13 protein-coding genes are annotated in these 12966 nt (G+C 45.5%); 3 read left to right on the forward strand and 10 right to left on the reverse strand.

Features of this window, described 5'->3' with window-relative positions:
* Positions 1 to 34 precede the first annotated feature (34 nt).
* From ACP26N_RS10820 to ACP26N_RS10830, 3 genes are all read right to left on the reverse strand, one after another.
* A complete protein-coding gene (locus ACP26N_RS10820) occupies positions 35 to 3469 on the reverse strand; it encodes a pyruvate carboxylase (protein WP_114595407.1) in 3435 nt (1144 codons plus the stop codon).
* Positions 3462 to 4733 carry an FtsW/RodA/SpoVE family cell cycle protein gene (locus ACP26N_RS10825; protein ID WP_188004535.1) on the reverse strand — a complete coding sequence of 424 codons (1272 nt, stop codon included), beginning with the start codon at positions 4731 to 4733 and terminating at the stop codon, positions 3462 to 3464. The genes ACP26N_RS10820 and ACP26N_RS10825 overlap by 8 nt, the downstream gene beginning before the upstream one ends.
* Before the next feature lie 77 nt (positions 4734 to 4810).
* Entirely contained in the window at positions 4811 to 5089 is a 279-nt protein-coding gene (locus tag ACP26N_RS10830; protein WP_014970798.1) for a YlaN family protein, read from the reverse strand.
* A 122-nt stretch (positions 5090 to 5211) separates the two neighbouring features.
* On the opposite strand from ACP26N_RS10830, the gene ACP26N_RS10835 reads away from it, so the two are divergent.
* Positions 5212 to 5673, forward strand: a complete 462-nt coding sequence (locus tag ACP26N_RS10835) for a hypothetical protein (RefSeq protein ID WP_426353810.1) — start codon at positions 5212 to 5214, stop codon at positions 5671 to 5673.
* 79 nt (positions 5674 to 5752) lie between these two features.
* Here ACP26N_RS10835 and ACP26N_RS10840 read toward each other — a convergent pair whose 3' ends face one another.
* Together ACP26N_RS10840 and ACP26N_RS10845 are read right to left on the reverse strand one after the other, a co-directional pair.
* Complete coding sequence (locus ACP26N_RS10840) at positions 5753 to 7069, reverse strand: PhoH family protein (protein WP_114595404.1); 1317 nt, start codon at positions 7067 to 7069, stop codon at positions 5753 to 5755.
* A gap of 39 nt (positions 7070 to 7108) precedes the next feature.
* Positions 7109 to 7561 carry a hypothetical protein gene (locus ACP26N_RS10845; protein WP_131502661.1) on the reverse strand — a complete coding sequence of 151 codons (453 nt, stop codon included), beginning with the start codon at positions 7559 to 7561 and terminating at the stop codon, positions 7109 to 7111.
* Between the two features lie 116 nt (positions 7562 to 7677).
* Here ACP26N_RS10845 and ACP26N_RS10850 point away from each other — a divergent pair, with 116 nt between their 5' ends.
* Positions 7678 to 7881: a YlaI family protein gene (locus ACP26N_RS10850; RefSeq protein WP_131502662.1), complete on the forward strand. Its 204-nt coding sequence runs from the start codon at positions 7678 to 7680 to the stop codon at positions 7879 to 7881.
* A 29-nt stretch (positions 7882 to 7910) separates the two neighbouring features.
* On the opposite strand, the gene ACP26N_RS10855 is transcribed toward ACP26N_RS10850, so the two are convergent.
* The 3 genes from ACP26N_RS10855 to typA all read right to left on the reverse strand — a co-directional run bounded on the left by ACP26N_RS10855 (position 7911) and on the right by typA (position 11330).
* A complete protein-coding gene (locus ACP26N_RS10855) occupies positions 7911 to 8960 on the reverse strand; it encodes a PQQ-dependent sugar dehydrogenase (protein WP_426353811.1) in 1050 nt (349 codons plus the stop codon).
* 141 nt (positions 8961 to 9101) lie between these two features.
* The gene (locus tag ACP26N_RS10860; RefSeq protein WP_012370870.1) at positions 9102 to 9455 is read right to left on the reverse strand and encodes a YlaH-like family protein; all 354 of its coding nucleotides are present in this window, start codon (positions 9453 to 9455) and stop codon (positions 9102 to 9104) included.
* A gap of 27 nt (positions 9456 to 9482) precedes the next feature.
* A complete protein-coding gene (gene typA / locus ACP26N_RS10865) occupies positions 9483 to 11330 on the reverse strand; it encodes a translational GTPase TypA (protein WP_014970803.1) in 1848 nt (615 codons plus the stop codon).
* Between the two features lie 187 nt (positions 11331 to 11517).
* Between typA and ACP26N_RS10870 the strand changes: the two genes are divergently transcribed.
* Entirely contained in the window at positions 11518 to 11688 is a 171-nt protein-coding gene (locus ACP26N_RS10870; protein ID WP_012370872.1) for a DUF5325 family protein, read from the forward strand.
* Between the two features lie 18 nt (positions 11689 to 11706).
* Here ACP26N_RS10870 and ACP26N_RS10875 read toward each other — a convergent pair whose 3' ends face one another.
* Together ACP26N_RS10875 and ACP26N_RS10880 are read right to left on the reverse strand one after the other, a co-directional pair.
* Positions 11707 to 12486, reverse strand: coding sequence for an inositol monophosphatase family protein (locus tag ACP26N_RS10875; RefSeq protein ID WP_131502810.1), 780 nt, complete (start codon positions 12484 to 12486; stop codon positions 11707 to 11709).
* 138 nt (positions 12487 to 12624) lie between these two features.
* The gene (locus tag ACP26N_RS10880) at positions 12625 to 12813 is read right to left on the reverse strand and encodes a hypothetical protein (RefSeq protein ID WP_012370874.1); all 189 of its coding nucleotides are present in this window, start codon (positions 12811 to 12813) and stop codon (positions 12625 to 12627) included.
* Positions 12814 to 12966 lie beyond the last annotated feature (153 nt).

The following is a 12966-nucleotide window of genomic DNA, read 5'->3' on the forward strand; positions in this document are numbered from 1 at the left end:
CATACTGTATTTATGCCGATTTACGTTTCGTGTGTTAAATGAATTCAATCAATAAGTCTTGACTCGCGATAGCTTCGCCTTCTTTGACGTGGACCGACTTGATCTCACCGTCTTCAGGTGCTTGAATCGTCGTCTCCATTTTCATTGCTTCCGTTACAAGCAACTGCTCTCCCTTACGAACCCGCGTTCCAGGCTCAACTAAGACTTTCAAGACGCTACCCGGCATAGACGCACCAATCTGTTTCGGATTCGAACGATCGGCTTTCGGACGGCTTGATGAGCTTTCTTTAATACTGATATCTTTTACTTCGACTTCACGCGGCACACCGTTCATCTCGTAGTAGATGACACGGACACCATGATCGTTTGGTTGACCAATTTGAATCAACTTCAAATACAACGTTTTTCCGCGCTCGATTTCGACCTCGATCGTTTCCCCAAGACGCATGCCGTGGAAGAACGTGCTCGTATCGAGAACTGAAATATCACCATATCGTGCAACGTACGAACTGTAATCGAGGAATACCTTCGGATACAAAGCGTATGCCAAGGCATCAAACTCCGTCACCGGACGTTCCAGTTTTTCGAACAGTTCATGCTTGATGGCATCAAAATTGAGTGGCTCCATCATTTTTCCAGGACGCTCCGTCAACGGCTCGACGCCTTTGAGGATTGCCGCCTGGACTTGTTTCGGGAAACCGTCTGGTGGCGTCCCAAGCTCCCCTTTCATCAATTCGACGACAGAATCCGGGAAATCGAGATTGCTGGCACGTTCCAGTACATCTTCTTCCGTCAAATGATGCTGGACCATGAATAAAGCCATATCGCCGACGACTTTTGAAGATGGTGTAACTTTAACGATGTCACCGAACAACATGTTGACACGGGCATACATCGTTTTAACTTCAGACCAACGATCCGCGAGACCGACAGCTTTTGCTTGTTGTTGAAGATTTGAGTACTGACCACCCGGCATCTCGTGATCATAGACTGTCGGATTCGGAGCTAACATATCAAGTTCAAACGCTTGATAGAGATGGCGTACATCCTGCCAATAGTCCGACACTTGTTCGAATTTTTGGACAGATACGAGCGGCTGACGTTTATGACCGCTTAATGCATGAATCAAACTTCCTCCGGCAGGCTGACTTGTCAGACCGGCCATACTTGAAGCAGCGACATCCACGATATCGACTCCGGCATCGACAGCCCGGGCATACGTGTAAATTCCGTTTCCGCTTGCATCATGCGTATGCAGATGAATCGGCAAATCAACAGCATCTTTTAATGCTGAGACCAAAGCATAAGCAGCTTCCGGTTTCAGTAATCCTGCCATATCCTTGATGGCAATGATATGAGCACCACTCGCTTCGAGCTGTTTCGCCAGCTTGACGTAATACGGAAGATGATATTTCGGACGATTCGCATCGAACAAGTCGCCTGTATAACAAACTGCTGCTTCGGCGATTTTTCCCGTCGGCAAGACAGCATCGATCGCAAGCTGAATGGATTCCGGATTGTTTAAGCTGTCGAAGATTCGGAACACATCGACACCTGCTTGGGCTGCTTCTTTTACGAAGGCATGAATGACATTGTCCGGATAGTTTTTATAACCTACTGCATTGGCTCCGCGTAACAACATCTGAATCAAAACATTCGGCATTTTTTCGCGTAATTGCATCAAACGGACCCACGGATCTTCTGACAGGAACCGGTATGCCACATCAAATGTTGCTCCACCCCAAGCTTCCACTGAGAAGAGTTCCGGTAACAGTTTAGCTTCCGCTTCCGCGATGGCGATTAAATCCTTCGTCCGCATCCGCGTCGCAAGTAACGACTGGTGGGCATCCCGGAATGTCGTATCCGTCAATTGGACGCGTTCTTGTGCTTTTAGCCAGTTGATGACACCAAGTGGTCCTTCCGCGTCAAGAATCGCTTTAGCTCCTGCTTGATAGTCGGCAGGCAGATCTTTTGGAATCCGGACGTCACGGGCAATCGGTTTTTCGATTTTTCCGATTCCAGGGAAACCGTTGACAGATACTTCTCCAATATACGTCAGCAGCTTCGTTCCACGGTCTTGTCGTTTCGGGAAGATGAACAATTCTTTTGTATCATCGATGAACGACGTATTGTAATCACCGCTGATAAACGCATGGTGTTTCAATACATTACTTAAGAATGGAATATTGGTTTTAATGCCACGGATTCGGAATTCGCTTAAGTTCCGGCTCATTTTTGCAACGGCTTGATCATAGGTTAAGCCGTGTGTCGAAATCTTAACGAGTAAAGAATCGTAATAAGGTGAAATCTCAGCACCGACATAGGCATTTCCACCGTCGAGACGAACACCAAAACCGCCTGGTGAACGGTAGGCCTTGATTTTGCCCGTATCCGGCAAGAAGCCGTTTTCCGGATCTTCTGATGTAATCCGGCTTTGAATGGCGAAACCTAACATTTGAATCTCTTCTTGTGCAGGAATACCCACTAATTTACTATGTAGTGATTCCCCTTCCGCGACTCGGATTTGTGTCTGAACGATATCAATCCCGGTAATCATTTCCGTAATCGTATGTTCAACCTGAACACGCGGATTGACTTCGATGAAATAGAATGATTCGTCTTGTGTCACCAAAAATTCAACCGTTCCGGCATTTTCATAACCGACGTGCTTCATCAATGTGACAGCTGCATCACAAATCTTTTGGCGCCCCTCATCTGATAACGTGACACATGGCGCGACTTCGACAACTTTTTGGTGTCGGCGTTGCACTGAACAATCACGTTCGAACAAATGAACGATGTTGCCATGGGCATCTCCAATGATTTGAACTTCAATATGTTTTGGACGTTCAATCAATTTCTCAACGTATATTTCGTCTGAGCCGAATGCTTTTAAGGCTTCCGATTTTGCCCGTTCAATCATGTCCGGTAACTCTTCTTCGGTCCGGACGACACGCATACCGCGTCCACCGCCGCCTAAAGAAGCTTTGACCATCAATGGATAACCGGCCTTTTCAGCAAAAGCATACGCTTCATCAATTGATGTAATCGGACCATCCGTACCCGGAATAACAGGTAAACCGGCTTCAATGGCCGTCGTCCGCGCACGGACTTTATCGCCAAAACTGTAGAGATGTTCTTCTCGGGGACCGATGAAAATAATGCCTTCTTCGCGGCATCGTGTAGCGAGTTCAATATTTTCTGATAAAAAACCGTACCCGGGATGGATTGCATCACATTCCGCTTTCTTCGCAGTCTCGATGATTCCTTCGATATCAAGATACGCTTCAATCGGCTTTTTCCCCTCGCCAATCCGGTATGCTTCATCTGCTTTATACCGGTGAAGCGATCCCTTATCTTCTCGTGAATAAATAGCGACTGTCCGAATCCCAAGTTCGGTTGCCGCACGGAATACGCGAATCGCGATTTCTCCGCGGTTGGCGACAAGAATCTTTTTGATTTTAGTCAACTGATGCTCCCCCTTTAGGTAATGAACTCGTAGCACTCATCTTTCGTGCTTCCTGTACTTCTTTATGATACGCTATCCGGTGCTTGTTTTGCATCGAAATATTTGCCACGACACCAAGCATCGTACTCATGACGAGAAGCGAAGACCCGCCGTAACTGATGAACGGTAACGTCACACCGGTCCCCGGAAACAGACCGGACATCGCTCCGATATTGATGCCGGTTTGAATAAAGATGATGGACGAAATGCCGAATGCCACCATGCTCGAGTAGATGGAAGCCGATTGCCGGGCAATGAGCGCACCTTGCCACATTAAAAAGAACAACAACCCCAGCACAATCAGGACTCCGACGAATCCGAGTTCTTCCGAGATAATCGACATGATATAATCGGTCTCCGGTTCCGGCAGATAACCATACTTTTGAAAGCTATTCCCTAAACCAACTCCAAAGAATCCTCCGTGGGCAATCGAGATGACCGAATTGATCAATTGATACCCTTTTCCTTCCGCATCCAGAAAGGGATTGAAGATGGCATTGATTCGTTCCATCTGATTGGCGGAAAAATTGTTCCAGGCATACAGAGCGGCTCCTGCTGCGAATACAATGGCAACAGCGATATAGCCGCGCGGTAATCCGACTGCAAACCAAATCATCGCCGTAATTAAGAGTAAAATGAATAATCCGCCATCATCCGGTTGCATCCGGATAATCATGGCATAAGGGGCGAGTAACACGATGAACGGAATCAAAATCCAGTCCGTGAAACTGAGCAAAATCCGCTTGCCGGATGAATCCGGTGCGATTTGACGATGAATGAAGTGGTGGACGATTCCAATCACACCATTCATCTGCCCTTTATGTTTTTGATCAAAATAGTTGGCAAGACCGATGACGAGAACAAATTTACACAGCTCGATCGGCTGAATCAAGAAAATCCCGAAATTCAACCAGGCACGCGCCCCGTTCAACGGTGTAGCAAACAGCGTTGCCGTCAACATACCGAACGTGATGACATATAAAGCCAACCGTACCAATGGTCCTCGGAAAATCTCATGATTCAGATGGGCGACAAACAAGAAGATAGCAATCGCCATCACATCAAACATCAATTGTTTCTCAAAAAATGAGGTGTTTGCGTAATCGCCACCGTTCCAGACACTGGCACTGTAAACCATCACCGTGCTGATCGCCATCAGAATCAGCATCGTGAAGAAGAGGCGATAATCAAAAAACGCACGTTTTTCCTTAAACTTCGATTGCATTATGTACACGTCCTTTTTCTAATTCCTAGTTCTAAAAAAAAATACCCAAACGCCGCATTTCACGTTTGAGTAGAAAATCAGCACGTCTCCGCATCATGTAAATCAGATAATTGCTGTTCTAATGAGTCGAGTAATTGTTTTCCTTCACTCGCATCAATCAGTTCGAGACGAACGGCAAAATCAATTTGGCGTGACAATCCGAACATTTGTGTATCCAATACTTCCTCATACAGAGGACATTGTGGCATCGTTAAATTCGCAAGCTGGACCTCGATCAACCGGCGGATTTTATGGGCATCCGCTTCTAGTAGCTCAAGAGCGCGCTGGCGATGAACTGTCCCGATTTCAGTTGACAATCCAATCCCTCCTCATCAAATGACGCGTTCCTGTTATAGCTAAACTTTACCTTACTTTCGCCAACAATTCAACGTTTCGGTATAATGGATTTGCACGACTCATACATTTAGGGGGAATAATGATGATTTTTCCGATTACAGGTAACGTCCGCTATCCACTGACGATCGACCCAACGGTTTGGATCTTCGATGAACGGAAGATTGAAGTCGACCACATTGGGAAAGAAGTCGGAGATAACGCACAAGAAGCTTATTATGCCAAGATGGGGGCCGCTTGGGATAAAGGAATTACGGAAGGCAGCCGGACTGACCATAACAAACCGATGACGCGCGAAGAAAAAGATGCCGCCTTGCGCGGGTCATTTGCCATGCCGCTTGCACCGTTCATTCAAAATGCCGAGCCGTTCGAAGGCGCAGCCACTTTACGGTTCGAAGGAACGGAAACGGTTGAACTTGATCTGAATACGTTACCGGAACTGTACTTACAGTTTTCAAAAGACGGAAAAGTGTTAAGCGATGGTCCTGTCCATCTGCTTTACCGTGATCAAATCGTCCGCTCTGTGACTCTTATAACTGTAGTATGATCTAAAAAAAGATATAAAAAGCCGCTTCTGTGCCTTCTTAACGTGAAGGAAACAGAAACGGCTTTTTTGTCGCGTTTGCTTAGAGTAAGTCTGCTGCCAAGCGGGCCAGGCTTGACCGCTCGCCTTTAACGAGTTTGACATGCCCCGTCATCTTTTCACCTTTCAATCGTTCGACTGCATAAGACAACCCGTTCGAATACTCATCCAAATACGGATGGTCGATTTGTTGGGGGTCGCCGACTAAGACAATTTTAGAATTTTCACCGACACGGGTCAAAATCGTTTTCACTTCATGTTTCGTCAGATTCTGTGCTTCATCGATGATGATGAATTGCCCCGGCATACTCCTTCCTCTGATATAGGTCAGGGCTTCCAGTTGAATCGATTTCATCCCTGCCAAAATGTTTCCTAGTTCGTCACCGGAACTCGTGTTGAACAAATGTTCCAAGTTATCATAAATCGGCTGCATCCAAGGCCGGAGTTTTTCTTCCATCTCCCCCGGTAAATATCCGATATCATTGCCCATCGGCACAACCGGCCGCGCAACTACCAATTTCTTATACCGGTGTTCATCTTCGACCTGCAATAACCCCGCCGCGAGTGCCAGTAATGTTTTTCCGGTTCCCGCTTTCCCGACGAGTGTGACAAGTGGAACATCATCCCGAAGCAACAGTTCAAATGCCATTCGCTGTTGGACGTTTCGCGGAACGACACCCCAGACTTGATCGATGTCGAGTGAGAGCGCCCGAATAATCGGCATTTCTTGATCGACGACGGCAATGGCAGATGCTTTCGACACATTACTCTTTAAAATGACGAATTGATTCGGATGCACTTTTTCAGGAAGAACATCGACTGACAATCGTTTATCTTGATAAAAAGCATCGATGTATTCTTGATCAACGACCAGTTCAACAAAACCCGTGTATAGTCCTGTCAGGTCAGCGATATGATCCGTCAAGTAATCTTCTGCGACCAAACCATACGCGTCCGCTTTCACCCGAACTAAAATATCTTTTGAGACCAGGATGACATCCCGCCCACTTTGTTGTTCTTTTTGTTCCCGATGAATCGACCAGGCCAGTTCAAGAATCTTGTTGTCGTTTGATTCATGCGTGAACGGTGAAACTTCACTGATGGAATCTCCGATATCAACCCGTAGAATCCCCCCATTCCCGAGCGGAACACCGGCATGGAGATGCCCGGTTTCCCGTAATTGATCAAGAATCCGCGCCGTTTCCCGTGCATTTCGTCCGACTTCATCCATATTTCGTTTTTTCCCATCCAATTCTTCTAAGACAATGGCCGGAATCACGACATCGTGCTCTTGGAATTGAAACAGAGACAAAGGATCATGTAGCATGACATTGGTATCGAGCACATATATTTTTTTCATTCCATCGTTCGCTCCTTTAGAGTCGAGTTTTGATGAATGTTATCCTTTTAAAATATCCTGAATTTGTTGATCAAGTTTCAGAGCTGCTGCTTCATCATACGTTTTATGAACACGCGGCCGGTCCGACACGGCGGCCCCGTAGAATAAGATATCGCGGACTTCTTGAATCTGTCCTTCATACAACGCTACCTGTAAAGGTAATCGATTATTCGTTTCCCAGGCTGCGACATCCGTACACGTTAAACTGTACGTTGATTGATCGGCAAAGAAAATAAGTGTAAAAACGGGATGATCAGCTAACGTTTTGACAAGTAACGAATCCGCTTCAATCGCAAAACGAATCGTTGTTTCATCTTTTGCGTACACCCAACTGATGGCATGTGTAATCGGCCAGCTTTTGCTCTGATCATGTGTGATTAAAAAGACGAGTGGTAAATCTGTTAATGCCTTCATCTGCTGTTCACTCAGACGATGTTCCACTTTATTTGCCATGATACCACCCCCTCCGTTCCTTATTTTATTACTATTCGATATCGAATAAACGCATCCCTTTTTCAAGTTGAATAATTCTTAAATATGATATACTAAGAAAAAAAGGAGGACCTACCATGCGTGTTAAATGCACCATCTGCGATAAACGAGAAACCATCGACGACTGGTCCTTCACAGCCAAAAGATTGCGAAACAAACCAGTGCGCGTCTACATATGCGATGAATGCCATGAACGTATCACAAAGCGGACCGTTGCGCGGCAAGAAACAGGACAGTTCAACCTCTATCCGACCTGGGCGACAACTAAAAAAAGATGGTAAAAACTACTTTGGTTTTCAAAGTAGTTTTTTTACGGTTCGAGACGAACTAGGACATCATCTTCATCCGACGGATTTCCTCGTCCATCGCTATTGTTCGTGACGTAATACAGGTGTTGTCCATCCGTCATCACGTCCCGGATACGCCCCTGGTCCGTTACGAGTTGTTCCACTTTAGAGGTCGACGTTTCAATTGACCGGAGGCTCTGACCGAACAGCGTTCCAAAATACAACTTCCCCCCCTGTTCTGCTATTCCGCTCGGTGCAACTGAATTTTCACCCACTTCGTACCAAGGCGTTACTAATCCTTGCTGTTTTTCCGTTCCTTCAATCAATGGCCAACCATAGTTTTTTTGTTCAATCCGGTTGATTTCATCATGACCGCTCTGACCGTGTTCCGTTGCATACAATGTTTGATCGACAAAAACCAACCCTTGTGGATTACGATGACCGTAACTGTAGACGTATTCTCTTAAATTCCCCTTCGCCGGGCTGCCGTCGAGGTTCATACGGAGAATTTTTCCGGATAAAGAAGATAGTTTTTGAGCGTTTTCGGGGACTGCCGCGTCACCTGCCGTCACATATAATAATCCATCCGGTCCGATTTCAATTCGACCGCCATTATGAATCGATGCACCTGGAATCTCATCAAGTAACACGCGTTGCTCTTTCCACGATTCGTTCTCTTCCGTGATTTCAATGACTCGATTCCAAAGTGCCCCGTCTTTCTCATACGTATGATAGACATACGCTATTCGGTTCTTTTGGAAGTCTGGATCAAGCGCCATCCCAAGCAGTCCGCCCTCCCCTTCTGCAACGACCGGTTCGGTCAATTCGAGCTCCATCCGGCTATACTTCCCTTCTGTTCCTTTGACGATTGTCCCTTCCCGTTCTGTAATATAAAAGGTCTGTTTGTTTTTTTCAATATTCCACGGTATCTTTAAATTTTTGAAAATGATATTACTTTCGACCGGCTCAGATGTTTTCGGAACCGATTTCGATGGATCTTCGGTCGTGGTTTCTGAACATCCGGCTAAAACAACAGCAAGACTGCACGGGATGCTCCATTTTCGGTTGATCATATCTATCACCTCTTGCTATTTTTTTCCCGAACCTGTCGTAAACTATTCCTGGAATCGAACACGGAACGCATTTCCCTTCATTTCACATAAAAAAAGTCCCGTCTCCAAAAGGAAACGGAACTTTTTTATGTTGATTTACGATCAAGAAGCGGTTCGTTCTCGCTCACGTTTGACCATCCACATCCGGAATCGGTAAATTCCGAGAATGACAACCATCGCAAGCAATACTTCAGGGATCGGCCATGTCCAAAAGACAAGTGTTAAAGCGGCAGAGAACACCGCGAGCAACAAGTAGACGATCAGTGATTTCCACCAGGCTAACTCTTTCGCAAATCCTAATTTAAAAACGATTAACGTCAAGATGACGACCGTAATCATCAGTGCATTGAAGCCGGCACTCAAGTTATTCGGATCACTTCCCACACCAAGCAACTTCGCAACGGCGGGAATATCAAATTTCGAGAAATCAGAAGCAACGGCAGGTTGTGCAGTCATTGCCAGTCCCCCTTACGTGTTAAGAGCTCAGTCTTTACCAAGACGACGACGCTTGTCTTGTTTTTCACGTTCGTTTTTGTTTAATACTTGTTTCCGAAGACGAACTGATTGCGGTGTGATCTCACAGTACTCATCTTCATTCAAGAATGTTAATGATTCTTCAAGTGAGAAGACACGTGGACGTTTAAGAACGTTTGTTGTATCTTTCGCAGATGCACGCATGTTCGTCAATTGTTTCGCTTTAACAACGTTAACAGCGAGGTCGACGTCACGGTTACATTCACCGATGATCATTCCTTCGTAAACTTCAAGGCCTGGCTCGATGAAGATCGTTCCGCGGTCTTCAAGTGCAGAAATCGCATATGCAGTCGCTTTACCAGCTTCGATTGAGACCATAACACCACTGCGGCGTCCACCGATATCCGCGTTGATGAACGGACGGTATTCTTCGAATGTATGGTTCATGATTCCGTATCCGCGTGTTGCAGATAAGAATTCATTCCGGTATCCGATCAATCCACGTGAAGGAACGATGAATTCCATTTTTGTTTGTCCGTTATCCATTGTTTGCATGTTCGTCAGTTCACCTTTACGGAGACCGATCGATTCCATGACGCCACCTGTGTACTCTTCAGGTGTATCAATGACAACGCGCTCAAACGGCTCAACTTTAACGCCGTCTTCAACTTTGATGATTACCTGCGGTTTAGATACTTGAATTTCGTATCCTTCACGACGCATGTTTTCAATCAAAATCCCGAGGTGAAGTTCACCACGGCCAGAAACGATCCAGCGGTCTGGTGAATCTGTGTTTTCGATACGGAGTGAAACGTCTGTTTCAAGCTCTTTTTCAAGACGCTCTTCGATTTTACGCGAAGTGACGAGGTCACCTTCACGACCAGCGAATGGCGAGTTGTTGACGATGAACGTCATTTGAAGAGTCGGCTCATCAATGCGAAGTAATGGGAGTGGATCGACGTGTGAAGTCGGGCAAACCGTTTCACCGACGTTGATATCTTCCATACCTGCGATTGCAATCAAATCTCCAGCTTTTGCAGCTTCGATTTCAACGCGTTTCAGACCAAAGTATCCGAATAATTTCGTAACACGGAAGTTTTTGATTGATCCATCAAGTTTAGAAAGCGAAACGCTGTCTCCAACTTTGATTTCTCCACGGAAGACGCGTCCTACTCCGATACGTCCAAGATAGTTATCGTAGTCGAGCATTGTAACTTGGAATTGTAAAGGATCCATGCTGTTGTCAACAGGAGCCGGAGTGTGTTCAAGAATTAAATCAAGTACGTTTGTAATTGTGTCTTCTTGATTTTCAAGTTCAGGGTCGAATGAACTTGAGCCGTTGACTGCCGATGCATAAACGACTGGGAATTCGAGTTGATCTTCATCTGCTCCAAGATCAATCAAGAGGTCGACGACTTCGTCAACAACTTCGAGTGGACGGACCATCGGCTTGTCAATTTTATTGACGACGACGATTGGCTGGAGACCTTGCTCAAGTGCTTTTTTCAATACGAAACGTGTTTGTGGCATACAGCCTTCACGCGCATCGACAACAAGGATAACGCCGTCAACCATACGCATGATACGTTCTACTTCACCACCGAAATCGGCGTGACCTGGTGTATCCACGATGTTGATGCGTGTATTTTTATAATCAATTGCCGTATTTTTAGCAAGGATCGTGATTCCGCGCTCACGCTCGATATCATTTGAGTCCATTGCGCGTTCTTCGACTAGTTCATTCGCACGGAATGTTCCAGATTGTTTTAAAAGCTCATCGACGAGTGTCGTTTTACCATGGTCAACGTGGGCGATGATCGCGACGTTGCGTAAATCGTTTCTTACTACTGTTGTCATAGGTGTGTACCTCTTTCTGTTCATTTAAATAATCCATTAATACTTTCGGTCAACTTTAAGAGTATAGCACAGGTTGACTGGTAGTTGGCAATCACTTAGATCGAAGATGACAGCGAAAGCCTTTTCATTGCCCTTGATTCACGCTAAACTAAAGACGAGTTCATGTATCGCAAGGGGGAAATGACAAATGCGGATTCTTTTTTTATTGTTAGCCATCATCGCAGTCGGTTCAATGGCTGCCATCGGTATTTTTATTGCGGAACAAAACGTACTCATGATCGTCGTCTCACTTCTTTTGACCATCGGGACAATGGGAGTCGGCTTCGTCTTGAAAGCACGTTTACGTAAACAAGCCTAAACGCCCTCTACGGGCGTTTTATTTTTTCACGTACGTCAACACATCCTCGACGAATTGCCGGCTTCCTGCCAGTACGCTCGTTTGTTCAAGATATGTCATGTCCATTCCCTCGATTGTCCCGACACGTCCGCCAAGTTCTTCAATCAATACTTGTCCACCTGTATAATCCCACGGCATATTTCGCATCGTGATGTAACCATCGACCCGTCCCGCCGCGACCCACGCAAGTTCCAGTGAGGCCGCACCGACAGCCCGAACGCCAACCGCATCCCGGACAAGTGGCGCCAATAAATTAGAATCGATTCGCCGGTTCGCCGTCACCCATGTCGCATTCATACAAATGATGGCTTCTTTGACCGGTCTATCCTGGATTGGTGCGAGTCGAATCCCGTTTTCGTAAGCCCCTTGCCCTTTGATGGCATGAAATAGTTCATCAGCCATCACATCATACACGAATCCGTAACGCAATTCCCCTTCTACCATAATGGCAATCGAAATCGCGAATAAGCGTTTTTGACGGATGAAATTCATCGTCCCATCAATCGGATCGACAAACCAGACCGTTCCTTCCAGTGTATCCGGACGAACGATTCGCCCTTCTTCTCCATACACATGATGATCCGGGTATCGATCCAAGATTCCTTGAATCAATAAATCTTCAACATGTTGGTCAATTTCTGTGACGAGATCACTTTTATTTGTTTTTTCTTCTATATGATACGCTTGATCCATCTTTTGACGAATATATTTGCCCGCCCGTTTGATTAGATCGATCGCATGTAACTCAATCCCTTGCATCCGACTCACCCTTTCCTTCTCCTTCAAACCGTCCTACATTCTCATGATAACAAAAAAAATCAACCAACAAAAATTTCGCTGGTTGATTTTGGGATTATTTTATTATCGTTTATTCTATTTTAAAAGATATCATCTTGTTTACGCTTCAAGACGAACCATCTCTTGGCGGTATTTTTCAAGACGTTCCTTACTGGCACCCATCGCTTCCGTATCACTTGCTACGATTGCATCATGCAATGTCGCAAGTTCATAATCGATTTCAAGGCGCAAAACAGGAATGCGTTTTTCTGCATCTTTTCTTTTGTATGCTTCGATCACTTGTTTCACAGTAACCACACTCCTTCGCGGGATAAAAAACTCAGTTATCAGACAATTGCGACTAATTAGTGGATTGAATCCATAATAGTACGATTTAACTTAGATGTAAAGTATCTATTTTTCAATTTTACAGTTGTACGATATCGTCTTGTATGTAGTATA

Source organism: Exiguobacterium sp. R-39 (assembly GCF_049942815.1).
GTDB lineage: Bacteria > Bacillota > Bacilli > Exiguobacteriales > Exiguobacteriaceae > Exiguobacterium_A.

Coding starts and splice junctions, on each gene's coding strand:
- typA (WP_014970803.1), bottom strand. CDS start 11,330: ATGACAACAGTAGTAAGAAACGATTTACGCAACGTCGCGATCATCGCC.
- ACP26N_RS10845 (WP_131502661.1), bottom strand. CDS start 7,561: ATGGCAAATAAAGTGGAACATCGTCTGAGTGAACAGCAGATGAAGGCA.
- ACP26N_RS10875 (WP_131502810.1), bottom strand. CDS start 12,486: ATGCAAGGGATTGAGTTACATGCGATCGATCTAATCAAACGGGCGGGC.
- ACP26N_RS10840 (WP_114595404.1), bottom strand. CDS start 7,069: ATGAAAAAAATATATGTGCTCGATACCAATGTCATGCTACATGATCCT.
- ACP26N_RS10850 (WP_131502662.1), top strand. CDS start 7,678: ATGCGTGTTAAATGCACCATCTGCGATAAACGAGAAACCATCGACGAC.
- ACP26N_RS10860 (WP_012370870.1), bottom strand. CDS start 9,455: ATGACTGCACAACCTGCCGTTGCTTCTGATTTCTCGAAATTTGATATT.
- ACP26N_RS10835 (WP_426353810.1), top strand. CDS start 5,212: ATGATTTTTCCGATTACAGGTAACGTCCGCTATCCACTGACGATCGAC.
- ACP26N_RS10855 (WP_426353811.1), bottom strand. CDS start 8,960: ATGATCAACCGAAAATGGAGCATCCCGTGCAGTCTTGCTGTTGTTTTA.
- ACP26N_RS10870 (WP_012370872.1), top strand. CDS start 11,518: ATGCGGATTCTTTTTTTATTGTTAGCCATCATCGCAGTCGGTTCAATG.
- ACP26N_RS10825 (WP_188004535.1), bottom strand. CDS start 4,733: ATGCAATCGAAGTTTAAGGAAAAACGTGCGTTTTTTGATTATCGCCTC.